Source organism: Rhodothermus marinus, from assembly GCF_009936275.1.
Classification (GTDB): Bacteria; Bacteroidota; Rhodothermia; order Rhodothermales; family Rhodothermaceae; genus Rhodothermus; species Rhodothermus marinus_A.
On the sequence record NZ_AP019797.1, the window covers coordinates 470,635 to 494,853 of the forward strand.

The 24,219-nt window shown below is 64.6% G+C and carries 22 protein-coding genes and 1 riboswitch; of the genes, 13 read left to right on the forward strand and 9 right to left on the reverse strand.

All coding sequences use genetic code 11. The features are described from left to right. The first annotated feature begins 68 nt into the window (after nucleotides 1-68). From GYH26_RS02165 to GYH26_RS02180, 4 genes are all read left to right on the forward strand, one after another. The gene (locus GYH26_RS02165; protein ID WP_012842935.1) at nucleotides 69-422 is read left to right on the forward strand and encodes an ArsR/SmtB family transcription factor; all 354 of its coding nucleotides are present in this window, start codon (nucleotides 69-71) and stop codon (nucleotides 420-422) included. 5 nt (nucleotides 423-427) lie between these two features. Beyond that, nucleotides 428-757, forward strand: coding sequence for a nucleotidyltransferase domain-containing protein (locus tag GYH26_RS02170; RefSeq protein ID WP_161540304.1), 330 nt, complete (start codon nucleotides 428-430; stop codon nucleotides 755-757). Next, the gene (locus GYH26_RS02175; RefSeq protein ID WP_197738541.1) at nucleotides 754-1,035 is read left to right on the forward strand and encodes a HEPN domain-containing protein; all 282 of its coding nucleotides are present in this window, start codon (nucleotides 754-756) and stop codon (nucleotides 1,033-1,035) included. Before GYH26_RS02170 ends, GYH26_RS02175 begins: the two co-directional genes overlap by 4 nt. Before the next feature lie 210 nt (nucleotides 1,036-1,245). Beyond that, on the forward strand, nucleotides 1,246-2,010 hold the full coding sequence (locus GYH26_RS02180) for a metallophosphoesterase (protein WP_161540305.1): 765 nt from the start codon (nucleotides 1,246-1,248) through the stop codon (nucleotides 2,008-2,010). 106 nt (nucleotides 2,011-2,116) lie between these two features. Here GYH26_RS02180 and GYH26_RS02185 read toward each other — a convergent pair whose 3' ends face one another. Next, a complete protein-coding gene (locus GYH26_RS02185; protein WP_161540306.1) occupies nucleotides 2,117-2,683 on the reverse strand; it encodes an HD domain-containing protein in 567 nt (188 codons plus the stop codon). 3 nt (nucleotides 2,684-2,686) lie between these two features. Then, nucleotides 2,687-3,550 (reverse strand): hydroxypyruvate isomerase family protein, encoded by an 864-nt coding sequence (locus tag GYH26_RS02190; protein WP_012842939.1) that lies wholly within the window; start codon nucleotides 3,548-3,550, stop codon nucleotides 2,687-2,689. A 223-nt stretch (nucleotides 3,551-3,773) separates the two neighbouring features. Between GYH26_RS02190 and GYH26_RS02195 the strand changes: the two genes are divergently transcribed. From GYH26_RS02195 to GYH26_RS02205, 3 genes are all read left to right on the forward strand, one after another. After that, nucleotides 3,774-6,332 carry a cation:proton antiporter gene (locus GYH26_RS02195; RefSeq protein WP_161540307.1) on the forward strand — a complete coding sequence of 853 codons (2,559 nt, stop codon included), beginning with the start codon at nucleotides 3,774-3,776 and terminating at the stop codon, nucleotides 6,330-6,332. A 65-nt stretch (nucleotides 6,333-6,397) separates the two neighbouring features. Further along, nucleotides 6,398-6,736 (forward strand): nucleotidyltransferase family protein, encoded by a 339-nt coding sequence (locus GYH26_RS02200; RefSeq protein ID WP_014066131.1) that lies wholly within the window; start codon nucleotides 6,398-6,400, stop codon nucleotides 6,734-6,736. Then, nucleotides 6,696-7,196 carry a hypothetical protein gene (locus GYH26_RS02205; protein WP_161540308.1) on the forward strand — a complete coding sequence of 167 codons (501 nt, stop codon included), beginning with the start codon at nucleotides 6,696-6,698 and terminating at the stop codon, nucleotides 7,194-7,196. Before GYH26_RS02200 ends, GYH26_RS02205 begins: the two co-directional genes overlap by 41 nt. Before the next feature lie 48 nt (nucleotides 7,197-7,244). On the opposite strand, the gene metE is transcribed toward GYH26_RS02205, so the two are convergent. The 4 genes from metE to GYH26_RS02225 all read right to left on the reverse strand — a co-directional run bounded on the left by metE (nucleotide 7,245) and on the right by GYH26_RS02225 (nucleotide 13,926). After that, nucleotides 7,245-9,569, reverse strand: coding sequence for a 5-methyltetrahydropteroyltriglutamate--homocysteine S-methyltransferase (gene metE, locus GYH26_RS02210; protein ID WP_161540309.1), 2,325 nt, complete (start codon nucleotides 9,567-9,569; stop codon nucleotides 7,245-7,247). Nucleotides 9,570-9,790: 221 nt separating this feature from the next. Further along, the gene (locus GYH26_RS02215) at nucleotides 9,791-10,003 is read right to left on the reverse strand and encodes a DUF433 domain-containing protein (RefSeq protein WP_161540310.1); all 213 of its coding nucleotides are present in this window, start codon (nucleotides 10,001-10,003) and stop codon (nucleotides 9,791-9,793) included. Nucleotides 10,004-10,057: 54 nt separating this feature from the next. Further along, entirely contained in the window at nucleotides 10,058-11,101 is a 1,044-nt protein-coding gene (locus GYH26_RS02220) for a ribonucleotide-diphosphate reductase subunit beta (RefSeq protein WP_012842944.1), read from the reverse strand. A gap of 44 nt (nucleotides 11,102-11,145) precedes the next feature. Continuing rightward, nucleotides 11,146-13,926: a ribonucleoside-diphosphate reductase subunit alpha gene (locus GYH26_RS02225; RefSeq protein ID WP_161540311.1), complete on the reverse strand. Its 2,781-nt coding sequence runs from the start codon at nucleotides 13,924-13,926 to the stop codon at nucleotides 11,146-11,148. 207 nt (nucleotides 13,927-14,133) lie between these two features. Beyond that, nucleotides 14,134-14,209, reverse strand: a riboswitch (adenosylcobalamin-variant (AdoCbl-variant) riboswitch). Between the two features lie 457 nt (nucleotides 14,210-14,666). Here GYH26_RS02225 and GYH26_RS02230 point away from each other — a divergent pair. The 3 genes from GYH26_RS02230 to GYH26_RS02240 are packed head-to-tail and all read left to right on the forward strand — an operon-like array spanning nucleotide 14,667 to nucleotide 17,196. Next, nucleotides 14,667-15,263 carry a YceI family protein gene (locus GYH26_RS02230; RefSeq protein ID WP_161540312.1) on the forward strand — a complete coding sequence of 199 codons (597 nt, stop codon included), beginning with the start codon at nucleotides 14,667-14,669 and terminating at the stop codon, nucleotides 15,261-15,263. A gap of 13 nt (nucleotides 15,264-15,276) precedes the next feature. Then, nucleotides 15,277-15,885 (forward strand): YceI family protein, encoded by a 609-nt coding sequence (locus tag GYH26_RS02235; protein WP_161540313.1) that lies wholly within the window; start codon nucleotides 15,277-15,279, stop codon nucleotides 15,883-15,885. Between the two features lie 24 nt (nucleotides 15,886-15,909). Beyond that, on the forward strand, nucleotides 15,910-17,196 hold the full coding sequence (locus tag GYH26_RS02240) for a porin (protein ID WP_161540314.1): 1,287 nt from the start codon (nucleotides 15,910-15,912) through the stop codon (nucleotides 17,194-17,196). Between the two features lie 258 nt (nucleotides 17,197-17,454). On the opposite strand, the gene porQ is transcribed toward GYH26_RS02240, so the two are convergent. After that, nucleotides 17,455-18,420 carry a type IX secretion system protein PorQ gene (porQ, locus tag GYH26_RS02245; protein ID WP_161540315.1) on the reverse strand — a complete coding sequence of 322 codons (966 nt, stop codon included), beginning with the start codon at nucleotides 18,418-18,420 and terminating at the stop codon, nucleotides 17,455-17,457. A gap of 258 nt (nucleotides 18,421-18,678) precedes the next feature. Here porQ and GYH26_RS02250 point away from each other — a divergent pair, with 258 nt between their 5' ends. From GYH26_RS02250 to GYH26_RS02260, 3 genes are all read left to right on the forward strand, one after another. Beyond that, nucleotides 18,679-18,957, forward strand: coding sequence for a hypothetical protein (locus GYH26_RS02250; protein WP_012842950.1), 279 nt, complete (start codon nucleotides 18,679-18,681; stop codon nucleotides 18,955-18,957). A gap of 120 nt (nucleotides 18,958-19,077) precedes the next feature. After that, nucleotides 19,078-20,574 (forward strand): xylulokinase, encoded by a 1,497-nt coding sequence (locus tag GYH26_RS02255; protein WP_161540316.1) that lies wholly within the window; start codon nucleotides 19,078-19,080, stop codon nucleotides 20,572-20,574. Between the two features lie 3 nt (nucleotides 20,575-20,577). Then, complete coding sequence (locus GYH26_RS02260) at nucleotides 20,578-21,729, forward strand: TIM barrel protein (protein WP_161540317.1); 1,152 nt, start codon at nucleotides 20,578-20,580, stop codon at nucleotides 21,727-21,729. Between the two features lie 31 nt (nucleotides 21,730-21,760). Here the strand turns inward: GYH26_RS02260 and GYH26_RS02265 are convergent, their stop codons facing one another. Continuing rightward, a complete protein-coding gene (locus GYH26_RS02265; RefSeq protein ID WP_161540318.1) occupies nucleotides 21,761-23,479 on the reverse strand; it encodes a BatD family protein in 1,719 nt (572 codons plus the stop codon). 5 nt (nucleotides 23,480-23,484) lie between these two features. Continuing rightward, entirely contained in the window at nucleotides 23,485-24,219 is a 735-nt protein-coding gene (locus tag GYH26_RS02270) for a tetratricopeptide repeat protein (protein WP_161540319.1), read from the reverse strand.

Here is a 24,219-nt window from a genome sequence, read left to right on the forward strand (position 1 = left end):
CTGCTTGTATTTTCCGGCCGGATGTTATATCATTGTTTATCGTCGAAAAACGATTTTTCAGGAAAAACATGGCCCGAAGCGAAACGAAACGATTCCTGCCGCCGGAGGAGCGCATGGCGGCGCTCATGCGGGCGCTGGGGCATCCGGCGCGAATTGCGATCCTGAAGCTGCTGGCCGAGCGGGGCGCCATGCCGTGCTTCGAGCTGGTGGAGGAGCTTCCGCTGGCTCAGGCGACCATCTCGCAACATCTGCGCACGCTGCGCGAGGTGGGGCTCATCACGTTCCAGACCGACGGACCACGCTCCTACTACCGCATCCGTCCCGAGGCGCTGCAGGAGCTCGACCGCGCCTTTCGCTTTCTCATGATGCAACTGCGCCCGGCCCTTTCCCCCGAACCCGGCTTTCCCCCGAACGTCGCGTGAAAGTCATGGAGGCGACATTGGATCAGATTCGAACTGCAATTCGCGAGGTGTTCCAGGAGCATGGCCTGGAGCCTGATCAGATTCTGCTATTTGGTTCGCGGGCGCGGGGCACGGCCGGACCTTACAGCGACTGGGATGTGCTGATCGTCACCTTCGAAGCATTGACGGTGCCTCAAAAAATGCAGCTCAGCCGGGAGATACGCCGACGGCTGGCCGCCGCGCTACTGGATGTCGATGTACTGATCTTTTCTCAGAAAGAGGTTGCCCGGCTTAAAGAGGTACCGGGTACCGTCGTGCAGGCTGTGTTTACAGAAGGCAATGTTTTAAAGTTATGAAAGAAGAAGTGCGTCTCTGGGTCATAAAAGCGATCGAAGACCTGAGGCTTATGACACACGAAATGCGTTTGCCTTCGGAGGAGGTGGTAACCAGCGGAGTTTGCTTTCATGCGCAACAGTTTGTCGAGAAGTTGTTGAAGGCTTATCTGGTATCCCGGGGTATTGCCTTTGGGCGAACACACAATCTGGAATATTTGTTGGCCCGCTGTCAACAGGTGGATAAAGATTTCGCTCAGATCGAGGTGGGGAATTTGACAGATTATGCCGTTCAGGTCTGATATCCGGATGATTTCTATGCTCCTTCCTATGAGGAAGCATGACAGTGCTATGCGTTGGCATTGCAGATCAAGGAGTTCATGTGTGCAAAGCTTCCGGAATTGAAACAGCTGGGCGGTTCTTGTTAACACCTCGTCACGTTTGGTGCGAAACCGTTGTCCCGGGAAAGTTCTCTCTTAAGAAGACCTGTCAACACCAACCCGGAGGCAACGATGAAACTGCTGGCCATAAGCGATCTGCGCGAAGCGTTCGACTACATCGACCGGCTTCCCGAGGTCGTGCAGGAAGCTCGTATTGATGCTGTGCTTTTTGCCGGCGAGATTCTGCAGGCTGAGGCCCGCAAAGCCGAGTGGGAACGGGCCGTGCGCGAGCAACGGCCGCCGGATCGGGCCCGGCCTGAGGTGGTCGAGGAGCGCAGGAACGACGCCGAGTCGCTGATGACCTTCTTCCGGCGGCTGAATACGATCGGCGTGCCGGTGTACGTGATTCCAGGCCGGAACGACGCGCCGGAGCGTTTCTTCATGCAGGCCGCCTTCAACAGCGAGATCGTGACGCCGCATGTGCACATGGTGCACCGGAGCTTTGCGCCGCTGGGCGGCCGTTACATGGTGGCGGGCTTCGGTGGTGAGGTGACCGTCGAAGCCCGGGATCACGAGTTCTTCCTGCGCTATCCGGGCTGGGAGGCGATTTTCTCGCTGGACTTTCTGCGGCACCTGGATCCGCCCAAGATTCTGCTGTTCTACACGGCGCCGGCCGATCGTTTCGAGGAACCGGCCGACCAGAGCGGTCCGGCCGCTGTGGCGCACCTGATCAAGACCTACGATCCGCACTTTGTGGTGTGTGCAGGCGTGGGCGGCCGCAAGGAAAAGAAGCAGCTGGGGAATACGCTGGTGGTCTTCCCCGGCTCGCTGGCCGAAGGCGACTACGCGATCATCGACACGCGGGAGAAAGAGGTGGCCTTCGGGAATCTGCGATAAGTTGCGAAACGCACACGAACGCCGCGTCGCGCTGTCAGGCGACGTGGCGTTTTCTTTATCTGTACGGGCCTTTGCTCAGAGGATCAGGAGCGTCTCCTGAGCCGCGCTACGAGGTCGGCGCCGCCAGCCCCAGCCGTTCGGCCTCGGCCTGCATGCCGGCGATCACGTGGGCGATGTGTTCTTCGAGCGGAAGGCCCAGCTCTTCGGCGCCCCGGTAGATGTCCTCGCGGCTGACGCCGGCCGCAAAGGCTTTGTCCTTGAGCTTCTTCTTGACGGATTTGACCGTCAGCCCTTCGAGCCGCGTGGGGCGCACGTAGGCCACGGCCGTGATGAAGCCCGCCAGCTCGTCGACGGCGAACAGCGCCCGGGCCAGAAGCGTGCGGCGCGGCGTGCCCGTGTAGTCGGCGTGGCCGAGGATGGCCTCGAGCATTTCTTCGGGATAGCCCAGCTCGCGGAGCACGCGCACACCCACGTACGGATGTTCCTCGGGCGTGGGATGGCGCTCGTAGTCCAGATCGTGCAGCAGACCCGTCATGCGCCAGAGCGTTTCATCTTCGCCGAAATGGCGAGCGTAGTGCGCCATGGCCGCTTCCACGGCATAGCCGTGGCGCCGGAGATTTTCCGATTGCGTCCACTCGTGAAAGAGCTTCAGGGCGTCTTCGTAGGTCGGCATGGCTCACACGTCACAGATGGCGATGGCACGACGAAGCGATTCCAGCGGATCGTCGGCGGTGGGAATGAATTCCTGGGCCACGAAGCCGTCGAATCCTGCATCGGCAATGGCCCGCATGATGGCAGGATAATACAGTTCCTGCGAATCGTCAATCTCGTGGCGGCCCGGCACGCCGGCCGTGTGGAAGTGGGCGATGTACTCGATGTTCTCTCGGATCGTGCGGATGATGTCGCCTTCCATGATCTGCATGTGGTAGATGTCGTAGAGCAGCTTGAAGCGCTCGGAGCCCAGGCGCTTGACGAGCCGCACGCCCCATTCCGTATGGTCGCACATGTAGTCGGGGTGGTCGATCTTGCTGTTGAGCAGTTCCATACAGATCGTGACCCCGTACTTTTCGGCCGTTGGCAGGATTTCTTTGAGGCCGATCACACAGTTTTCCAGCCCCTCCTCGTCGTCCATGCCGTTACGGTTGCCCGAAAAGCAGATGATGTTGGGGATACCCGCTTCGGCGGCCTCTTCGATCCGCTTTTTGAACTGCGGGATGAGCCACTCATGGTTTTCCCGTCGGTTGAAGCCGTCCGGAATGCGGGAAGGACCGTTCCCCATGGCACAGGTGAGGCCGTACTTTTTGACGATGGGCCAGTCGGGTGGGTCCAGCAATTCGATGGACTGCAGCCCCATTTTGACGCCTGCCGCTGCCAGCTCCTCGACGCTCAGGTTCGGGTAGCACCACTTGCAGACGGAATGTTTGATGCGCCCTTTGAACTGCGGGCGATTGCGGGAGGTCAGCACCAGGGGAGCACCCATGCTGCCGAGCGCGGCCGCTCCGGCCAGCGTGCGCAGTGCCTGTCGGCGGGTCAGAGCCATGGCCTTTTATAAACCGGTCTGGTGAACGAAGCACCGTTAAAAAACGACATGATGGATTGTTGCGCAAGGGATCGGGAGAATTTATAAGGAGCCGCCCTGCGGGGCCTCATCGGATAGATGCCTTCTTTGTTATCTTGTAACGCCGAACCGTTGGGGCGCCGCCCATGGCCGGTGCACTCGGACGGCCTCTCTGTGCGCGATTTTCCAACGACAGGCGACTCGTATGGAGTCCATCGTACTGGGCATCGTGGCCGTGCTGGTGCTGGGCGTGGGCGCTCAGTGGCTGGCCTGGCGTTTCCGCTTGCCTTCGATTCTGCTGCTACTCACCTTCGGATTTCTGGCCGGACCGGTAACCGGACTGCTGCCACCCGAGGCGTTGCAGGGCGACTGGGTGTTCGCGTTCGTTTCGCTTTCGATCGGGATCATCCTGTTCGAGGGCGGACTGAACCTGCGGCTGTCGGAGCTGCGCGAGGTGGGCAAGGCCGTCCGCAACCTGATCACGATCGGGGTGCTGGTGACCTGGGTGCTGGCCGGACTGGCCGCCTACCACCTCGTCGGGCTGAATCCGAGCCTGTCCGTGCTGGTGGGCGCCATCCTGACGGTGACCGGACCGACCGTGGTCATTCCACTGCTACGCCACGTCCGACCTGCGGGGCGGGTGGGCGCCGTGGCCAAGTGGGAAGGGATCACGATCGACCCGGTGGGGGCCATTCTGGCCGTGCTCGTGCTGGAGACGATTCTGCTGCTGGAGGCGGCGCCGGGCGCGGGCGAGAGCCTGAGCGAAGCGGTCTGGCATGCCGTCGAGGGCCTGCTGCTGACCATCACGATCAGCGTGGGTATCAGTGTGCTGGGGGCGGCCCTGCTGATTCTGCTGCTCTACCGACGGCTCATCCCCGACTATCTGCAGAGCCCGATCGCACTGATGATCGTGGTGGCGACATTTGCGCTGTCGAACGTGCTGCAGGAAGAATCGGGCCTGCTGGAGGTTACGCTGCTGGGCATCATTCTGGCCAATCAGCGCTACGTGCCGGTGCGGCGCATCACGGAGTTCAAAGAGGACCTGCAGGTGCTTCTGATCTCCAGCCTGTTCATCGTGCTGAGCGCCCGTCTGGACATCGAATCGCTGCGCTTCATCGAAGAGGAAGCTCTGCTGTTTCTGGCGGCGCTGGTGCTGGTGGTGCGGCCGGTGGCCGTGTGGATCTCGACGCTGGGCACGAACCTGAACTGGCGCGAAAAGGTGTTTCTGTCGTGGCTGGCGCCCCGCGGGATCGTGGCGGCGGCCGTGGCCTCGCTGTTCGCCTTTCGCATGGAGGCCGTCTATCCGGGCCAGGCACAGACCATCGTACCGCTCGTCTTTCTGGTGATCGTGGGCACCGTCGCGCTCTACGGATTGACGATCGCACCGCTGGCCCGCTTCCTGAAACTGGCCGATCCGAACCCGCAGGGCGTGCTGATTCTGGGCGCTCACCTGTGGGCGCGGCGCCTGGCGACGGTCCTGCGCGATCTGGGCTTCAAGGTGCTCCTGATCGACTCGAATGCCGACAACATTGCGCGGGCGCGACGGGCCCGGCTACCGGCAGCCCGGGTGAACGCGCTCTCGGAAGAGGTGCTGGACGAGCTGGATCTGAGCGGCATCGGGTATTTTCTGGCGCTGACGCCCAACGACGAGGTGAACGCCCTGGCGGCGCTGCACTTCGCCGAGGTGTTCGACAGCACCTCGGTTTTTCAGCTGGCCATGCGTTCGGAAGACGGCGAGCAGGACTTGCCCGCCCACCTGCGGGGACGGCCGCTCTTCGGCGGGAAGGTCACCTATGCGACGCTCACCGAGCGCTTCAACCAGGGCGGGGAAATCCGGGTGATCGAGCTTTCCGAGAAGCTGACCTACGAGGCACTACTGGAGGAGTACGAGAACGATCTGATCTTGCTCTTCGTGGTGCGGGGCAACGAGCTGCTTGTCCATGCCGAGGAGGGACAGCTCACGCCGCAGCCCGGCGACAAGGTGGTGGTGTTTCTGCCGCCGCGGGCCCGCGAAAAAGAGGAGGTCGAGGCGGTTTCGTTCGAGCAGCTTGTCACGCGGGCCTTCGTGCGCGATCTGGACCGCTGCGCGCCGTTCGAGGAGCTGGTCGAGGACGTCTCGGCGCTGCTGGCGCAGCGGTTGCCGGTGACGGCCGCCCGCCTGAGCCGGGGCTTTCTCGACGGCGCCCGCTACGGGTTGATGCCGATCACGCACGGCGTGGCGCTGGCGCACCTGCGCGTGCCCGAGATCGAGGAGCCCGAACTGCTGCTGGTGCGCTGCCGCGAGGGCGTACAGATCACCGTCGACGGCGAGGCCGTGGAGGCGCCAGCCTCGGGCCAGCCGGAGACGGTCTATGCCATACTGTTTCTGGTCAGTCCCGAGGAAAACCCCGGCAAGCACCTGCGCACGCTCGCCTACCTGGCCTCACGGATCGACGAGCCCGACTTCCTGGAGCGCTGGCGCAACGCCGCTGACGAGCTGGAACTGAAGGCGACGCTGCTGGACCCCGAACACTTCCTGATGCTGACGCTACGCGCCGACGACGAGACGGCCGCGTGGATCGGCCACGACGTGGACGAACTGGAACTCCCGCCCTCGTGCCAGGTGGCGCTGGTGCAGCGCCAGCAGAAACGCTTCGTGCCGGGGCCGTACACGCAGCTGCAGGAAGGGGATCGGCTGATTCTCATCGGCGAGGCGTCCGCCATCCGGTCCCTCCGCCAGCGCTTCCCCTCCGCCCGCCCCACTTCCGCCTCGGTGGAGAGATGATGCGGGAAACCGGTAACACTCCAATTCGTGCCAGTACCCTGGAGATGAGGTGATGGGAGAAGGTTATGCAAACGAATACGGTTGAACTTGCAGAAGTCCTCCGGCAGGCCGTTGCCATTCTAAAAGCTTTCGGCGTTCGAAAGGTTGTTTTATTTGGGTCGGCGGCACGCGGTAAGCCGGAGATATCCTTGCAGCTCGGAGATCTTGATCTTGCCTGCGAGGGATTGCCAGCTACGCGTTTTTTTGAGGCACTGGGGCGTCTGCTTCGTACGCTTCCCATACCGGTAGATCTGATCGATCTGGAAGACCCGGCCTTACCACAGACACTTCGTGCCAGGGTTTTACAGGAGGGGATCATACTTTATGAGGAAGACACACCTGATGCGGCTTCGGTCGGAAATTGAGACGGAATGGCCGCGCCTGGAGATGCTCGTTCAAGAATTGCAGCAGCTTGTAGCGGGCTTACCCGCTCAGGCTGAACCTTCGCACAGAGATAAGGCTGCGATTGGTGCTTTTCTGCATAGCTTTTATAACGGGATAGAGAACATCCTGAAGCATTTGGCCCGGGAGATTGATCAAAATGTACCGAAAGGAGAAGGATGGCACCGCGCGCTGCTGCAACGTATGTCCGTTGCAGTACCGGGAATTCGGTCCGCCATTCTTCGGCCAGACACGGTAATCATGCTTGAGCCTTATTTGGGATTTCGGCATTTCTTTCGGCATGCCTATACCTTTGAAATTGACTGGAATAAGCTGCAGCCGTTGATTACGCATGTAGCGGTTGTTTTGAAACAGGTCAGAGCAGATATCTCGGCATTTTTTGAAGCGCAATTAAATCCCGGAGCGCGTGGAAAGGAATTCTGAGCGATGGGGCCTTGAAGGACCGCCTGGACGTTTCAGCCCGATGGTGGCTCACATAGCCTCCGCTGTTACGCGGGCGCGCAGGCGGCGGGCGGCTTCCACCATGTGGCGCAGGGCGGGCTCGACTTCGGCCCAACGGCGCGTTTTGAGCCCACAGTCGGGGTTGACCCACAACCGCTCGGCCGGGATCACCTCCAGCGCCCGTTCCAGCAGCGTCTCGATCTCTTCCACCGACGGCACGCGCGGCGAGTGGATGTCGTACACACCGGGACCGATGGCGTTCGGGTAGCGGAAGCGCCGGAAGGCCTCCAGCAACGCCATGCGCGAGCGCGCCGCCTCGATGGAGATCACGTCGGCGTCGAGCGCGGCAATGGCCTCCAGGATGTCCTCGAAGTCGGCATAGCACATGTGCGTGTGGATCTGGGTCTCGTCGCGCACGACGCAGGAGGCAAGGCGGAAGCATTCGACGGCCCATTTGAGGTAGGCAGGCCGTTCGCGGCGACGCAGCGGCAGCCCTTCGCGCAGGGCCGGTTCGTCGATCTGGATGACGGCGATACCGGCGGCTTCGAGGTCGGCCACCTCGTCGCGGAGTGCCAGCGCGATCTGGCGGCAGGTGTCGGCCCGGGGCTGGTCGTCGCGCACGAAGGACCACTGCAGGATCGTCACGGGGCCGGTCAGGATGCCTTTGACCGGGCGTGCGGTGCAGCGTTGCGCAAAGGTAGTCCAGCGTACGGTCATGGGGCCGCGCCGCGCCACGTCGCCGTAGAGAATGGGCGGGCGCACGCAGCGCGTGCCGTAGCTCTGCACCCAGCCGTTGCGCGTGACCAGAAAGCCCTGAAGCTGCTCGGCGAAGTACTCCACCATGTCGGAGCGTTCGGGCTCGCCGTGCACGAGCACGTCCAGCCCGATGGCCTCCTGGCGGGCGATCGTTTCGGCGATGGTGGCTTCCAGAAACTGCTCGTAGGCCGCGCGGGACAGCTCGCCCCGCCGGAAAGCCGCACGCTTCCGGCGCAGCTCGTCGGTCTGGGGAAACGACCCGATCGTGGTGGTGGGCAGCAGGGGCAGCTTCAGTCGCGCGCGCTGCAGCGCGTAGCGCTCGGCAAAAGGACGGCCCCGGCGGGTCATCTCGGGCGAAAGCGCAGCCAGGCGCCGGCGCACTTCCGGATCGATCCGACGCGGGGAGGTCAGACGTTCCTGGCGCGCCCGGCGGGCGGCTTCGAGCCGATCGTGTACGGCCGCCTCGCCCTCGTTGATCAGGCGTTTGAGCGTGACCAGCTCCTCGAGTTTCTGGCGGGCGAAGGCCAGCCAGGGACGGATTTCCGGGTCGAGTTCGGATTCGGCGTCCAGGTCGATCGGCACGTGCAGCAGCGAGCAGGAGGGACCGATCCAGACCCGCTCGCGGCCGAGCGCGTCGACGGCCCGCCGCAGCATGGCGGCGGCCGCGTCGAGATCGGTGCGCCAGACATTGCGGCCGTCCACCAGCCCCAGCGAGAGGATGCGGTCTTCGGGCAGGTGGGCCAGGGCCGGCTCGAGCTGCTCGGGCGCGCGCACCAGGTCGAGGTGGACGGCCGCCACCGGCAGCGAGCACGCCAACGGCAGGTTTTCCTCGAGGCCGCCGAAGTAGGTGGTCAGCACGAGTGCCGGGTGTTCGGGCCGGCTCAGCGCCGCATAGGCCTGCTGGAAGGCCTGGCGAGCGCCGGGCGGCAGGTCGCGCACCAGACAGGGCTCGTCCATCTGCACGTAGCGGGCGCCGGCCGCCTTCAGGCGGCACAGCACCTCGGCATAAACGGGCAGCAGACGATCGAGTAGCGTCAGCGGGTCGAAGTGGGCCACCGTCGCCCGGCCCAGCAGCAGGAACGAGACCGGTCCCAGCAACACCGGCCGCGTTTCGATGCCCAGTGCCTTTGCTTCCAGATACTCGTCGATGGGTTTCGTGAAAGCGAGCCGGAAGGTCTGCTCCGGGTGGAATTCAGGCACCAGGTAGTGATAGTTCGTGTCGAACCACTTCGTCATTTCCAGCGGCGGCACGCCGGTGCCTTCCAGTCCCCGGGCTTCCAGCTCTTTTTCCTGGACGCCCCGGGCCATGGCAAAGTAGGTGGCCAGGTCGACGGTATCGCCTTGCCAGCCGAAGCGTTCGGGCACGGCGCCCACGAGCGCGATCGTGTCGAGCACGTGGTCGTAGAGCGAGAAGTCGTTTGAGGGAATCTGGTCGATCCCGGCCTCCTGTTGCCATTGCCAGTGCCGGGCGCGGAGCCGGCGTGCCGTCTCCAGCAATTCGTTTTCCGAGACCTGTCCGGCCCAGTAGCCCTCGACGGCCCACTTCAGTTCACGCGCGAGCCCGATGCGGGGAAAACCAAGATTCGTTGCCTGGATCATGGATCGTTTACGTTAAAGGGTTGAAGGAGTACTACGGCAAGGATCTGGTACACGGCCAGTAAGCCCCGGAACCGGTCGCTGACACTTCGTGCCTGACTGCAAGCAAGTCTCCGCCGGTAGTAAGCCACGGAGGCGCAGCCGAAGTGACGTCGGAAAACGGCTTTTTCCTGGGCAGATGGCGCGCGTTCGCGACATCCTGGCGGCCCGATGCCGCAGTGCGATTATGGCTGTTCCGAAACATGCCAGGCCGCATAGGCAAGCGCCTGGTAGATGTCTTCGGCTTCCAGCTCCGGATAGGCTTCCAGCACCTCCTGTACGGTTTTACCCGAGGCCAGCAGCTTCAGGATGGTGCTGACCGTGATGCGCGTTCCCCGGATGGTGGGCTGACCCAGACAGATTTCCGGGTTGATCGTGATGCGATCCAGTGGTTTCATCTTGCTGTTTTGTTTTGCGTTGAGACCGGCTGGTTCCAATCCAGTTCCTCCTGCTCATTCATCCCACGAGAGTGCAGCGGCCTGCTGGTATTCGGTGACCCGCGTCTCGAAAAAGTTCTTTTCCTTGAGCAGGTCGATCGTTTCGCTCATCCAGGGGAACGGGTTTTTCGAGCCGTAGCGGGCTTTCAGACCGATGCGCTCCAGACGTCGGTCGGCGATGTACTGGACGTACTCCCGGAACATGGGCGCCGTCAGGCCCAGCACGCCGCGCGGCAGGCAGTCGTAGGCGTAGGCCACTTCCAGCTCGACGGCCTCTTCGATGAGCTGCTGCACCTCGCGCTGAAACTCGGGCGTCCACAGTTCGGGATTTTCGGCCTTGATACCGTTGATCAGGTCGATCCCGAAGTTCAGATGGATCGTCTCGTCGCGCAGGATGTACTGAAACTGCTCGCCGATGCCGGTCATCTTGTTCTGGCGGTGGAAGGAGAGGATCATCGCGAAGCCGCTGTAGAAGAAGATCCCCTCCATGATCACGTAGTAGCCGATCAGGTTTTTCAGAAAGGCCTGAGCGCCTTCGACGGTGGCCGTGGTGAAGTCGGGCCGCAGCACTTCGCGCGTCAGCTCCATTTCGAATTCGTCCTTGCGGGCCACGGCCGGGATTTCGCGGTACATGTTGAAGACTTCGCCCTCGTCGAGGCCCAGGCTTTCGACGATGTAGAGGAAGGCGTGCGTGTGGATGGCTTCCTCGAAGGCCTGGCGGAGCAGGTACTGGCGGCACTCCGGGTTCGTGACGTGGCGAAAGATGGCCAGCACGATGTTGTTGCCCACCAGGCTTTCGGCCGTGGCGAAAAAGCCCAGGTTGCGCAGGATGACCAGCCGTTCGTCGTCGGTCAGCTTATCGGAGCGCCACAGCTCGATGTCGCGGGCCATGGGGATTTCGCTGGGCATCCAGTGGTTTTTGCAGCCGTTGAGGTAGTGCTCCCAGGCCCAGGCATACTTGATGGGCATGAGCTGGTTGACGTCCACCTCGTGGCAGTTGATCAGGCGCTTGTCTTCGACGCGGATGCGGCGCGATCCGAAAGCGGGAAGCTCCATCATGGCTGTACTCGGTTTTGGTGTGGGACGGGAATGTTGAACAGAGATCACTGGCAGGCTTCGCAGCTTTCGTCGTCCGGCGAGCAGGCGGGGCCGTCGCGGCGGACGACGATGTCGCTCGACGGTGAGCGGCTTTTCATCCAGCGGGGCTGGATGCCGCGGCGGTTGATGTCGAGCGTGGATTTTTCGATCTGGGTGGCGGCCAGCGCCCGCAGGTAGTAGGTGGTCTTCAGGCCGAGTTGCCAGGCGAGCTGGTACATCTCGCTGAGCTTGCGGCCGCTGGGTTCGGCCAGATACAGGTTGAGCGACTGGCTCTGGTCGATCCACTTCTGGCGCCGGGCCGCGCACTCGATGAGCCAGCGCGGTTCGATTTCGAAGGCTGTCCGGTAGCGCGCTTTCAGCTCGGGCGGGATGCGGTCGATTTCCTGCACCGAGCCGTCGTAGTACTTCAGATCGTCCAGCATTTCCTCATCCCAGAGGCCCCGCGCTTTGAGATCGCGCACGAGGTAGGGGTTGAGCTGGGTGAATTCGCCGGACAGGTTGCTTTTCACGTACAGGTTCTTGTAGGTGGGTTCGATCGACGGGCTCACGCCACAGATGTTGGCGATGGTGGCCGTGGGGGCGATGGCCAGCACGTTCGAGTTGCGCATGCCCTGGCGGCGGATTTTCTCGCGCAGCGCGTCCCAGTCGAGGCGGGCCGTGCGCGGGACGGGCACCGGCTCGCCGCGTTCGGCTTCGAGCAGGTCGAGCGTGTCGAGCGGCAGCAGGCCGCGATCCCACTTGGAGCCCTTGAACGTGGGGTAGGCGCCCCGTTCGGCCGCCAGGTCCGACGAGGCCTCGTAGGCGCAGTAGGCGATGAATTCCATGAGTTCGTCGGCCAGCTCCACGGCGGCCTCGCTGGCGTAGGAGAGTCCCCGACGGTAGAGCACGTCCTGAAAGCCCATCAGGCCCAGACCGATCGGCCGGTGGCGCAGGTTCGACGTGCGCGCTTCCGGAATCGGGTAGAAGTTGAGGTCGATCACGTTGTCGAGCATGCGCACGGCCGTGCGGATCGTGTCGCGCAGCTTTTCCCGATCCAGCTCGCCCTGCTCGTCCACGTGCGCCACCAGGTTGATCGACCCCAGGTTGCAGACGGCCACCTCCTCGGGCGAGGTGTTCAGCGTGATCTCGGTACAGAGGTTCGAGGAGTGGACGACGCCCACGTGATCCTGGGGCGAGCGGATGTTACAGGGATCCTTGAAGGTGAGCCAGGGATGGCCGGTCTCGAACAGCATCGAAAGCATTTTACGCCAGAGATCGACGGCCTCGACGCGGCGCCAGTTGCGGATGCGGCCGGCCTCGGCCTCGCGTTCGTAGTGCTCGTAGCGCTCGCGGAAGGCGCGGCCGTACAGGTCGTGCAGGTCGGGCACCTCGTCGGGCGAAAAGAGCGTCCAGTGCCGGCGCTCCCGCACGCGCTGCATGAACAGGTCCGGAATCCAGCAGGCTGTGTTCATGTCGTGCGTGCGGCGGCGTTCGTCGCCCGTGTTGCGGCGCAGCTCCAGAAATTCTTCGATGTCTAAATGCCAGACCTCCAGGTAGGCACAGACGGCTCCCTTACGCTTGCCGCCCTGATTGACGGCCACGGCCGTGTCGTTGACGATCTTCAGGAAGGGGATGACGCCCTGGCTGCGGCCGTTGGTGCCCCGGATGTGGGCGCCCAGGGCGCGGACGGGCGTCCAGTCGTTGCCCAGCCCGCCGGCCCACTTCGAAAGCAGCGCGTTGTCGCGGATGGCCTTGAAGATGGCGCCCAGGTCGTCCTGCACCGTGGTCAGGTAGCAGGAAGAAAGCTGGGGATGGGGCGTGCCCGCGTTGAAGAGCGTGGGCGTGGAGTTCATGAAGCGGAAGCTGGAAAGCAGCTCGTAGAACTGGATGGCGCGGGCGGTGGGATCGTCTTCGGCGAGCGCCAGCCCCATGGCCACGCGCATCCAGAGGTACTGGGGCAGCTCGAAGCGGCGGCCTTCGGGCTCGTGCAGCAGGTAGCGGTCGTAGAGCGTCTGCAGCCCCAGGAAGGTGAACTGGCGATCGCGTTCGGGATGCAGCGCGGCAGCCAGGCGGTCGATGTCGAACGTCCGGAGCAGGCGCTCGTCGAGGCGGCCCAGGCGGACGCCGTGCTCCAGGTACGCCCGGAAACCGGCGCGGCAGGCTTTGGCCTGCTCGGAGGGAGGTATCGGGCGGCCGAAGACTTCGCGGTAGAGCGCGTCCAGTAGCAGCCGGGCGGCCACGTACGTGTAGTCGGGCTCGCGTTCGATGTGCGTGCGGGCCGCCAGAATCAGCGCCCGGTCCAGTTCGTCTTCGGGAATGCCCGGATAGACCGTGCGGAGCAGCTCTTCCCGGACCAGCTCGGGATCGACGTCGTCCAGTCCGTCGCAGGCCGCTTCGATGCGGGCACGCAGCGCCTCGTGCGGGAACGGCGCCTCGGTGCCGTCGGCGCGGCGGTAGGTGAGCTGCTGACGGCGGCGCGCTTCGGCGCGGGCCTCGCGGTAGAGGATGTAGCGACGGGCGACGGCGTAGCGCCCGGCCCGCATGAGCGTGCGTTCTACTTCGTCCTGAATTTCTTCGACGGACACCTCGGCGCGGTCCCGGCACCAGCGCACCACGGCGCCGGTGAGGGCCTCGATCTCTTCGGACAGCTCGGCCGAAAGAGGTGCGTCGGCAGGTAGTTCGAGCGTGGCGCGGAAGGCTTTTTCGAGGGCGCGCCGGATGCGTTCGGGGTCGAACGACACGCGTCGGCCGTCCCGCTTGACGACGGTGGGCAGCGTGTCGGTGACGAGGGTATGCAGGGTGGCCATGGCGGTACCTCGGGTTGGTGAAACGTTCAGGATCGAGGTCCCCCGCGGCCAGAAGGTGGAGAAGGGCAGCAGCAGCCGATGCGAACGGCGACGGTGGGTCGCCCGAGCGGCAGAGCCAGAACGCAGCAGCCACGTGCAGCCGATCACCACCCTGTGACGCGCAGGGTGTGCCGGATCGCCCGCAGTGGGCGCCGGCCGTGATCGCACTTCCGGGCGGGCATTCGGGCTTTTACCGTTGCGCGACAGCGCCGGAATTCCACCGGCTTCCCCCGTGACGCCGGCACCGCCTCGGGCGGTACCGGCCGCCGTGCCACGACAGCACGGCCCCGGAAGTGGCAGGGCCTTGTGGCGGCAAGTATAGCACGCCCGCAAGGCGACGGCAAGGGGTGTGGAAAAAATCTGGATTTAATATCCGTTATTCGTCACGCCTCCCTGGTTCTGACAGGGGATTGTGGAAAAGTGTTGTCCAATCTGTTTCCGTTATTCCGCAAACCCGGATCAACGATAGCGTCGAAATAGCCGTTATTGAAGAAGATTGGGTGGCGAACCGTGTGGTAGTGCCTGGTATTGCGAGCAGGTCGCTGTCGGGTGTGTAGGAGTTTCCCCGACATCCCTGTCAGAGATTGCCCGGCATAGGATTGCAGGTAGCGCCTACGCAACCGATCAAGCTTTGCTTTCGGCGCGAGAACCCATCTGTTCGTTGTTTGAACGCGCAACGTGAAGCCATCAGGGAGGCGATCATGAACAGGATAATCCGCACGATCTGGATCCTGGCACTGGGGCTGCTGCTCCCGCTCGGGTTGCGGGCGCAGCCGGTGGTGCTGACCTTCGAGACGGAGGGGAGCACCTTCCGCGTGACGGGCACCTCGACGCTGCACGACTGGGAATGCGCGGTGACGGACTGGCGGGGTCGGGTAGAACTGGGGCAGGCCGGTGAGCTGGCTTCGCTGCAGGCGACGGAGGTAGTGGTGCCCGTGGCGGCCATCTCGTGCAAGAACGGCACGATGGATCGCAAAATGCGGGAGGCGCTGAAGGCGGAAGACCATCCGGAGATTCGCTTTGTGCTGACGCGGGTCGACTCGGTAGCGGCCGCAGCGGAGGGCTATCGGCTCCAGGTGCAGGGACGGCTGACGATCGCCGGTGCGGAGCAGCCGGTGCAGATGCAGGTGCTGGCCCGCCCGGAAGACGGCGGTTGGCGCTTTCAGGGGGAGCAGCCCCTTTCGATGAAGGCCTTCGGGATCAAGCCGCCGACGGCCATGCTGGGCACGCTTCGGACGGGCGACGAGGTGGTCGTGCACTTCGACGTGGTGGCGCGCCCGACTTCCGGCAACCCGTAAATCGCGAAGCGCCATGCGTGTGATCGGTCTGTTGAGCGCGGTGTTGCTCCTGCTGGGCTTCCGGGGAACGCCCTGCTACGTGCCCGATCCGGTGGCGAGCCGGGTCTGGATCGAGGGACGCTCGACGGTCAACCGCTTCACCTGCGCGGCTACCCGGGTGGAAGGGGTTGGCGAGGTCGAAGCAGGGCGGGCGGTGCAGGCGCGGCTCGTGGTGCCGGTTCGGGCTTTCGACTGCGGCAAGCAGGCCATGAACCGGGACCTGCAGGAGGCGCTCCAGGCCGATCGCTTTCCGGAGATCCGCTTCGAACTGAGCGAGGTGGCCGTGCTGGAGACGCCCGCGGCCGACTCGGCCCGGCTGGAAGTGGCCGGGACGCTGACGATCGCCGGCACGACGCGCACCGTGCACTTCGAGGCGGCGGGGCAACTGCTGGCGTCCGGGCGCGCCCGGCTGGTCGGCTCGCTTCCGCTGAAACTGACCGACTTCAACGTAAAGCCGCCCACCGCGCTGCTGGGATTGATCCGGGTGCACGATCAGATCACGGTACACTTCGACCTGGTCGTGCAGCCCGTGGCGTGGCGGCCGTGCGCGGTGGCCGCGGCGGATTCCCTGAACCAACCCTGAACAACCAACCAGGAGGAAACAGCCATGCGTACACGGTTAACCGGTGGCATCCTGGCGCTGATCGCGCTGCTGTTGTGGACCCTGCCGGCCGCAGGCCAGGATAAAGACCAGCCGAAAAACGAGGGGCCGGTGGTACACGGCTTCATCCGGCCCGACTGGCTCATTCAGAATGTGGACGACCCGTTCCGGGATGACCTGCGGATCTATCACTTTCTGAGCCGGACCCGCGTCTACCTGAAGGGGACCTACGAGGGCGTGCGCTATCGGGTCGAGCTGGGGCTCTCGGGTCCGGAGGTCGAAATTCCGGTCTCGCGTTCGGGCTTCTGGGGCATGCCGCAGATCCTGCAGGACTTCTATGCGGACGTGCCTTTCCCGGGCGTCGAGAACGTCTATGTCCGGCTGGGCCAGTTCAAGGTGCCGGCCGGGGCTGAAGGGCTGACCTACTCGGCCTACCTGCCCTTCGTGGAACGCTCGATCGCACAGAAGTTCGTGGGGCTGCTGCGGGACTACGGCGCGGCGCTGCACGCCTATCCGAGCGAGAACGTCTCGCTGGCACTGGCGCTGCAGACCGGTCTGGGCCGGAGCATCCCGAACCGGTATCTGCCCGAGGTGTTCGGCTTTCCGTTCGTGACGGCGCGCGTGCAGTTCGGTCCGAACCAGGGGCATGACCTCTTCCGGCTCAAGCCGATGCCCTCCGGCGACGAACTGGAGGTGCGGTTGGGCGCCAACGTCACCTACTATAAAGACGTGATCGCCGGGCATTCCTCGGCGCTGAACGTCTGGAACAAGGAAAAGCCCATCCTGCTGCAGAGCGGCTGGAATCCGCACATCGCCCGGCGTGAGGCCGGTCATCTGAAGGCCGGGGAGCTGCTCATCGGGGGCGGCGACATCGCGCTGGGCTATCCGACCGCGCAGGGCGCGCTCTGGCTGGAGGGCCAGGTCACCTACGGGCAGTACAAGAACGACTTCGGCGATGTGGCCGTGACGGCCGTCCGCGCGCAGGCTACCTACAGCCTGGAGACCGTCGCCTTCGGTCTGCGCTACGCGCTGGTGCAGCTCGACGAGCTGGGCGGCGATGCCGTGGGCGACGATCCGATCCACGAAGTGACGCCCATGCTGACCTACCGGCTGCAGAAGAACGTCAAGATCATCCTGGACGGGAGCATTCTGCTGGATGTGCCGGTGGCCGTGGAAGAGGGCGTGGGCGCCTATGTGCTGACGGATCACCCCGAGGAGATCACAGCGGAAGGTGTTACGATTGAGCGGCAGAATGTGATCAACCTGCGGGCGGCCGTGCAGATCAACTTCTGACCGGTCTGGCCGCGGAGGGCAGCGTGCGGGGCCCCGGCAATCATGCCGGGGCCCTGTTGTTTTCCGACCACAAAAAACCCCGGCGATCACGGGGGAAATCGCCGGGGAAGGAGCACGTCCCGGGGGGTGAGGCGCGCCTTCAACGATACGGAGGCGCCGGGTATTCGTCAAGATGAAAGGCAAATTGGCGCCATCAAAACGCGCCGTTCCCGCCGATTTGTGCCGCAGCAGAAGCGCAATTATTCGGGAAGGTCTGGATTATAGCTGCGTCTGAACGGTCAGATGATGGAGCGTGCCCAGCGAGGACCAGGAGCTGAAGGCATAGTCGAAGTGCAGGCCGGCAAGGCGCAATCCGAAGCCCGCGTTGAAGCCGGCCAGGTCCAGCCGGGGGCGGATTTTGAGCATTTCGTGGCGGCGGTAGCTGTAGCCGAAGCGCAGTTGAAACGAACGGCTGGCGCCCAGTTCGGCTCCGAAGTTCAGGTGATAGAACAGGCGACCGAGCCAGGTCTGATTTTCCGGGCGCTGCCAGAAATGGGGCAGGTCGTAGGCGGTCAGGGTCAGTTGCAGCGGCAGGTAGCGCAGGCGCTTGCGCAGGCCCAGACGCACGTCGAAGGGCAGGCGGTCGGGAGTGGTCCCCAGCGTCTGGAGCGTGACGCCCAGGTGGTGCAGGCTGGCGCCGAGCGTCAGCAGGTGCTCGGGCAGCTCGTAGCGGAAGCCGGCGTCCAGCGCCAGGGCCGTCGCCCGTCGGTCGGCCAAGGTCGTGTGGATCAGGTGCAGGCTGGCGCCGTAGTGCAGCGACGGGCCGGCGGCGCGTCCCAGGCCCACCGTCAGGGCCAGGTCGATAGGCCGAAAGGTGCCGTTGCGGTTGCCTTCCAGGTCGGCCTCGTCGATGGCGCCCCAGTCCAGAAAGCGTAGCGCCAGGCCGAGCGTTCCGAGTTCGCCCCGGTGCCAGCCGTAGGCGATCGTACCGGCACGGATGTCGCCCAGGTGGTTCAGGTAACTCACCTGCAACTGGCGGTGCTGCGCGGGGTGCAGCAGGGCCGGATTCAGCAGAAACAGCGCCACGTCGTCGTCGGCGACGGTTGTGGGCGTGTCGCCCAGCGCGGTCACGCGGGCCGAGGGCGCAAGACGCAGAAAGGCAAAACCGCCCAGCGGGGCATCCTGCGCCCGGACCGGTAAGGCCAGACACAACCAGAGCACCGGCAGGAATCGCCACCCCTTCATTGGCACAGCTTGCTTGCTCGGAGTGTGGGCACGTCGCGTTGTAGCAATCGGATCGCTTTCCTGCCGGGCTGGTGAGATCGGGGGTACTTTCCAAATATAACACCGCCCGGGCACAAAAGCGAGGTCCGGCGGATGTATCCAGAGGTGCCATCAGAAATGCGCCAGAGATGCCATGGCCAATGCGGAGAAGCTGCTACGGCCTGTGCCGTGGGATTCCTAAGCTATTTTTAGAATTTGTTGCACCAGATACAGGCACGCATGCGTCGGTGGCAGGTTGTCGGATTGCTGCTCGGGCTGCATCTCGGATTCGTTACTGGGATGGTAGCGCTTTTGAGCCGTCTGCTGGGTACCGGTCTGCCATCGGCCGAAAGTCTGCTGGTAGCCGTCTGGACGCTTCCCCTCTCTGTATTTGTCGCCTGGTTCATTGGGGGTGATCTGCTGCAGCTCATCCGGCGGCGACCGCTCCTGCGTCCCGCCCTGGCTCAACTGCTGCTTCTGGCCTTGCTGTTGCTGGTGTGGGCGGTCGTGCCCACCTGAGCGGTATGTGAAAAGTGAATCGCTTCTTTTATTTCACTTTTCGTGCGCCTTGCTATTGAATTCCAGGGCCGGATCTTGTATTCTTACAGGCGAAAAACGCGGGACACGATCCGGTTCATCATGTTATTGCTGGGTTTCGACGTCGGCAGCTCGTTCATCAAAGGGGCCCTGGTTGAAGCGGAGTCCGGGCGCGTGCTGGCGGCTGTAACGGTTCCCGAACAGGAATTAAAGATTGAATCGATTCATCCTGGCTGGGCTGAGCAGGATCCGGAGCAGTGGTGGCAGTGCGTGCAGCAGGCCGTGGCTGCCTTGCGCCAGCGCCACCTGTTCGATCCCGAAGCGGTTGGCGGCATCGGCATCTCCTACCAGATGCACGGGCTGGTGCTGATCGACCGGGAGGGGCGCGTGCTGCGCCCGGCCATCATCTGGTGCGACAGCCGGGCCGTGCCTGTCGGCGAACGCGCTTTCCAGGAGCTGGGGCAGGAACGCTGCCTGCGCCACCTGCTCAACAGTCCCGGCAACTTTACGGCCGCCAAGCTGCGCTGGGTGCTTGAAAACGAGCCGGACATCTACCGTCGGGCCTACAAGTGGCTGCTTCCGGGCGACTATGTGGCCTTTCGCATGACCGGCGAGCCGACTACCACCGTTTCGGGCCTTTCGGAAGGGATCTTCTGGGACTTCCTGGAAGAAAAGCCCGCCGATTGGCTGCTGGACCATCTGGGGATCGACCATGCACTCATGCCCCGCCTAGTGCCCACCTTCGGCCGACAGGGCGAACTGACGCGGGAAGCGGCTGCGGTGCTGGGGCTCCGGCCCGGCACGCCGGTCACCTACCGGGCCGGTGATCAGCCGAACAACGCCTTCTCGCTGGGCGTGCTGCATCCGGGCGAGGCGGCCACAACGGCCGGCACGTCGGGCGTCATCTACGCCGTGGACGATACGCCGCGCTATGATCCCCAGACGCGCGTCAACACGTTCGTGCACGTCAACCACACGCCCGAGCGGCGCCGCTACGGCATTCTGTTGTGCCTGAACGGCACGGGCATCCTCTACCGCTGGCTCCGACAGGACCTGCTGGGCGGTACGCTGAGCTACGAAGCGATGAACGAGCAGGCTGCTTCGGTGCCGGTCGGCGCTGACGGCGTGCGCGTGCTCCCCTTCGGCAACGGAGCCGAGCGCATGCTCCGCAACCGAAACCTCGGCGCTTCGGTGCACGGCCTCGACTTCAACCGCCACGGCCGGGCGCATCTGCTCCGGGCGGCCAAAGAGGGAATCGTGTTCGCACTGGCCTACGGCCTCGAAGTGATCCGTGGCATGGGGCTGGCCGTCGAAAAGGTCCGGGCCGGACGCGCCAACCTGTTTCTGAGTCCGCTTTTTGGCCGGATCTATGCGACCGTCAACCGGACGGTCGTGGAACTGTACGACACGGACGGAGCGGCCGGTGCCGCTCGGGGTGCGGGCGTCGGGGCCGGCGTGTACGCCTCGCCCGAGGCGGCTTTCCAGGGCGTGCCGCCGGTGGCCACGATCGAGCCCGATCCGTCCTGGCAGGAACCCTATGTGGAAGCCTACCACCACTGGTCTGAAATCCTCTCCCGTCAACTTCAAACGGCTGACTGAACAATGGTAAACGCACAGACCTTCCACAGCATCTGTCGCTGGACGTTCAATGCGGGCAAGGGCGGCTTCGTCCCGGCCAACGTTCGTCCGGCCTGGGCGGCCGATCGCTTCGACACGGTCGCGTTCATCTATCTGGTCAAAGAGAAGATCGCACCGCGCCTGCCCGATACGATCACGCTGGGCGTTGAGCTGCACTACGACAACGAGATCAACGAGCAGAACGCCGAGGCGGTCGCGAAGGCGCTGGCCGAGACCGGGCTGCATCTGGCGATGATCACGCCGGGCGCCCATATTCATTTCGGCTATGGCGGCATCTGCTCGCTCGACCCGAAGGAGCGGGCGGCCGCCGAAGAACTGGGCCGGCGCACGGTGGAGCTGGCCTACGGTCCGCTGCGCAAGGTCTGGCATCCGGACCCCGACAGAGCGCCCACGCTGGTCATCTGGAACGGCTCGTTCGGCTACGACCTGGCCACGGTGGGGGTGCGCCAGATGTACCGTAACCTGAAGGAAAGTCTGGCGCGCCTCTGCCAGCTCGAACAGGAAAAAGGCGGGCTCATGTACATCGGCATCGAGCCCAAGCCGAACGAAGGACATCCGGCCATGCTGTTGCCGACCGTGGCCAGTGCGCTGCTCATCTGGCGCCAGCTCGCCGACGAGTACGGCATCGATCGGTCGAAGAAGGGGGTCAACATGGAAATCGGCCACTCGGAGATGATCGGTCTCGATGCCGTCTACGATGTGGTGGAGCAGCTCGAAGAACGGGCCATGGTCCACTTCCACCTGAACAGCCAGGGCTACAACGACGGCATCATTCTGGGCGGTCCGGGGCGCTACGACATCGACCACGGCACGCGCGTCAACGGCATGAACATCGCGCTGGCCGGTCTGCTGGAGCAGGACGGGTACAACCGCTGGCTCGGGCACGACATGCAGCCCCGGCCCTACGACAACGAAGAACAGGCCATCGACCGCGTGGTGCGCAGCATTCTGAGCTGGGAGGCCTGCCGCCGCGCCGCACAGCAGCTCGACGTGTCGGAGCTGCTGGCGCTGCTGGCCCGGCGCGAGACGGCGCGTGCCGAAGACCTGATGCGGGCGGCGCTGGTCGAAGCACAGCGTCAGTTCGACGCGCTCTACGAGCCGACCGTCAGCGCCTGAGCACGCGCCTGTTTGCAGAGCGAAGTCCCGTTCAGGCCCCTTCTTCGGAAGGGGCCTTTTTTTCGAGGGATTCCAGGAGACGGGCGGCCTCGCGGTGGTCGTGGAGCGTCTGGACGGGGTCGGGAGGCGTCGGGGCGTAGCAGGCGGCTTCGCAGGCGGCCAGCAATCGGGCCATGCGGGCCACTTCCGCTTCGGGCAGGCCGCGTTGGCGCAGGCGGTCGCACAGGCGGGTGCGCGTCAGGCCGCGCACGTCTTCGTCCAGGTAGCGTCCGGCCGCCCGTCGCAGCATTTCTTCCAGCCGTCGGTAGAAGAGCCGGGGCTCCAGTGTGGACGGTGGAAGGGCGTCGGGTTGCACGGGCGACGGTCGCGGGCGGCGGGCCGCGCGCCGTCGCTGCGCCAGCAACAGCAGCAGTAGGATCACCAGAAGCCCTCCGCCGGCATAGGGCAGCCACCGGATCCATGAAAATGACCGAGAATGAACGGCCGCCGGGGAAGCGGTCGCCACCGGAGCAGTGGGCGTGGCCGAGGCCGGATGCACGACAAGCTCCGGCAGCGGAGCCGTCAGCGTGCGATAGACGCCGCCCTCCGGATCGAAGTAGGCGAGGCGCACGGGTGGCAGCGTGAAACGCCCGGCCCGGCCGGGCACGAGCACGTAGGACAGCGTGCGGGTGCCGGTCAGCCGCGCGCCGCGGCGGTCGAGCGTCAGCGCATCGTCGGCGGGATAGACGGCGAAGCTGGTGTCCACGTCCGGCCGGGGCGGCGTCAGCGTGGGCAGGTTTCCTGATCCGGACAGACGGATCGTGACGGTTACCGGCTCGCCGACACTTACTTCGGTAGGTGAGGCTTCGGCTTCCAGCCGGAATCGTCCCACGGCATCGACGAAACCCGACGGCGCTCCGTCCGGGAGCGGACGCACCGTCACGGTGAGCGCCGGAGCCGTCACGCGCTGCGGTTCGCTCGGACCCGGACGCAGCAGCGAGGCGAAGGGATCGAGCGGATCCGGCTGCAGCGAGACTTCGCTTTCGATGGTGAGCGGATCGATCTGAAGCATTCCGCTCCGCGTGGGAAACAGCGCGATGCGCTGCAGCACGAAGGTGTAATAGGCCGCGCCGTTGCGAAGTACCCGCTCGGGCAGCGGCCGATCTTCCACCTCAAGTTCCTCGCGCCAGAACCCTTCCGTTTCCCAGGAGCCCACCAGGCGGCTACGCCAGACCTGCAGCCCTTCCCGGAAGAACAGTCGGTATTCGAGCACGGTCTGTTGCCCTTCGTAGGGGATGGTGGGCTGCAGGGTGGCCTCGATAAACAGGTCGGGTGCAGCGGATGCGTTCGGCGCCACTTCGGCGGGCGGTGCCGTGGGTGCATCGTAGACGGTCAGTTCGATCGGATCGGTGGCCAGCGTCTGATCGCCCACCTGAAGCCGGAAGGCGCCGATGCGGGCTTTGCCGGGACGCACCGGCCGAAACCGCCAGCTGTAGCGGATACGTTGCTGGATGCGCCCGCCGATCAGCGAGTACTGGCGGTGTACGGTGGGCGTCGGATAGACGAGCGCCAGCCCTTCGGTCGGGGGCGGCTCCGGCATGCGCAATCCGTCGGGCAGGGCGCCGATGATGTCGACGGTGTAGACGACCGTCTCGCCCATGCCCACCTGGGTGCGACTGACGCGGGCCTGAACTTCTACCGTCCAGCGCTGCGCGGCCGCCGGGATGGCCCCCACGCTCAAGAACAGCATCGAAAGCAGCCAGCGCCGCATGTCGCTCACCAGTCTTTTTTGACCGTACGGGGATGGGTGGGCAGCCGCAGGGCACGCCGGAGGGCCTCCTGTTCCTGGCGTTGCAGGGCGTCGAGCAGGCGGGCGGCCGCCTCGGGCGAGAGCTGCGCCGATGAGGTGGGTGTCTGGGATTGTCTTTCAGAGGCGGCGGAATCGGACGGGTCGTTCTGCGCAGGCGCACGCTCCGCATTGTGCCGGCGGTTGCCGTCCGCCACACCCTGTCCGGGTGCGTTCTGCGTGTTGGCGTCGTTCGGATCGTTCTGTCCGGCCCCGCCTGCCGACGGAGGGGGCGGGCTGGAAGGCGGCAGGTGTCGCAGGATGTATTCGTAGTTGAAGCGGGCATCTTCGAAGTCGGGGTCGGCCAGCAGCGCCGTGCGGTAGTAGTGGAGGGCCGCCTGCAGGTCGCCCTCGGCGAAGGCCGCGTTGCCGGCGTTGTAGGCGGCGCGTGCCCGTGCGGCATCGTCGGGGGCCATGCGGAGCGCCGCGTCGAGAGCGGCACGTGCGCTTCCCGCCTGGCCCAGACGCAGCAGGGCCGCCCCCAGGTTGTGCTGCAGCCCGAAGCGCGTGGCTGGATCCTGCGTCAGCAGCAATCCCTGGCGGTAATGCTCGGCCGCCTCGGCGTAGCGTCCGGCCCGGTAGGCCGCGTTGCCCCGGCGGCCCTGGCGGGCGCCGTCGTCGGCAAGCAGCAACAGCAGCAGCGCAAGTCCGATCAGTAGGCGCAT

What these genes read in the sequence shown, in the direction of transcription:
- GYH26_RS02165 (WP_012842935.1), top strand. Translation starts at nt 69, where the DNA reads ATGGCCCGAAGCGAAACGAAACGATTCCTGCCGCCGGAGGAGCGCATG.
- GYH26_RS02170 (WP_161540304.1), top strand. Translation starts at nt 428, where the DNA reads ATGGAGGCGACATTGGATCAGATTCGAACTGCAATTCGCGAGGTGTTC.
- GYH26_RS02175 (WP_197738541.1), top strand. Translation starts at nt 754, where the DNA reads ATGAAAGAAGAAGTGCGTCTCTGGGTCATAAAAGCGATCGAAGACCTG.
- GYH26_RS02180 (WP_161540305.1), top strand. Translation starts at nt 1,246, where the DNA reads ATGAAACTGCTGGCCATAAGCGATCTGCGCGAAGCGTTCGACTACATC.
- GYH26_RS02185 (WP_161540306.1), bottom strand. Translation starts at nt 2,683, where the DNA reads ATGCCGACCTACGAAGACGCCCTGAAGCTCTTTCACGAGTGGACGCAA.
- GYH26_RS02190 (WP_012842939.1), bottom strand. Translation starts at nt 3,550, where the DNA reads ATGGCTCTGACCCGCCGACAGGCACTGCGCACGCTGGCCGGAGCGGCC.
- GYH26_RS02195 (WP_161540307.1), top strand. Translation starts at nt 3,774, where the DNA reads ATGGAGTCCATCGTACTGGGCATCGTGGCCGTGCTGGTGCTGGGCGTG.
- GYH26_RS02200 (WP_014066131.1), top strand. Translation starts at nt 6,398, where the DNA reads ATGCAAACGAATACGGTTGAACTTGCAGAAGTCCTCCGGCAGGCCGTT.
- GYH26_RS02205 (WP_161540308.1), top strand. Translation starts at nt 6,696, where the DNA reads ATGAGGAAGACACACCTGATGCGGCTTCGGTCGGAAATTGAGACGGAA.
- metE (WP_161540309.1), bottom strand. Translation starts at nt 9,569, where the DNA reads ATGATCCAGGCAACGAATCTTGGTTTTCCCCGCATCGGGCTCGCGCGT.
- GYH26_RS02215 (WP_161540310.1), bottom strand. Translation starts at nt 10,003, where the DNA reads ATGAAACCACTGGATCGCATCACGATCAACCCGGAAATCTGTCTGGGT.
- GYH26_RS02220 (WP_012842944.1), bottom strand. Translation starts at nt 11,101, where the DNA reads ATGATGGAGCTTCCCGCTTTCGGATCGCGCCGCATCCGCGTCGAAGAC.
- GYH26_RS02225 (WP_161540311.1), bottom strand. Translation starts at nt 13,926, where the DNA reads ATGGCCACCCTGCATACCCTCGTCACCGACACGCTGCCCACCGTCGTC.
- GYH26_RS02230 (WP_161540312.1), top strand. Translation starts at nt 14,667, where the DNA reads ATGAACAGGATAATCCGCACGATCTGGATCCTGGCACTGGGGCTGCTG.
- GYH26_RS02235 (WP_161540313.1), top strand. Translation starts at nt 15,277, where the DNA reads ATGCGTGTGATCGGTCTGTTGAGCGCGGTGTTGCTCCTGCTGGGCTTC.
- GYH26_RS02240 (WP_161540314.1), top strand. Translation starts at nt 15,910, where the DNA reads ATGCGTACACGGTTAACCGGTGGCATCCTGGCGCTGATCGCGCTGCTG.
- porQ (WP_161540315.1), bottom strand. Translation starts at nt 18,420, where the DNA reads ATGAAGGGGTGGCGATTCCTGCCGGTGCTCTGGTTGTGTCTGGCCTTA.
- GYH26_RS02250 (WP_012842950.1), top strand. Translation starts at nt 18,679, where the DNA reads ATGCGTCGGTGGCAGGTTGTCGGATTGCTGCTCGGGCTGCATCTCGGA.
- GYH26_RS02255 (WP_161540316.1), top strand. Translation starts at nt 19,078, where the DNA reads ATGTTATTGCTGGGTTTCGACGTCGGCAGCTCGTTCATCAAAGGGGCC.
- GYH26_RS02260 (WP_161540317.1), top strand. Translation starts at nt 20,578, where the DNA reads ATGGTAAACGCACAGACCTTCCACAGCATCTGTCGCTGGACGTTCAAT.
- GYH26_RS02265 (WP_161540318.1), bottom strand. Translation starts at nt 23,479, where the DNA reads ATGCGGCGCTGGCTGCTTTCGATGCTGTTCTTGAGCGTGGGGGCCATC.
- GYH26_RS02270 (WP_161540319.1), bottom strand. Translation starts at nt 24,219, where the DNA reads ATGCGCCTACTGATCGGACTTGCGCTGCTGCTGTTGCTGCTTGCCGAC.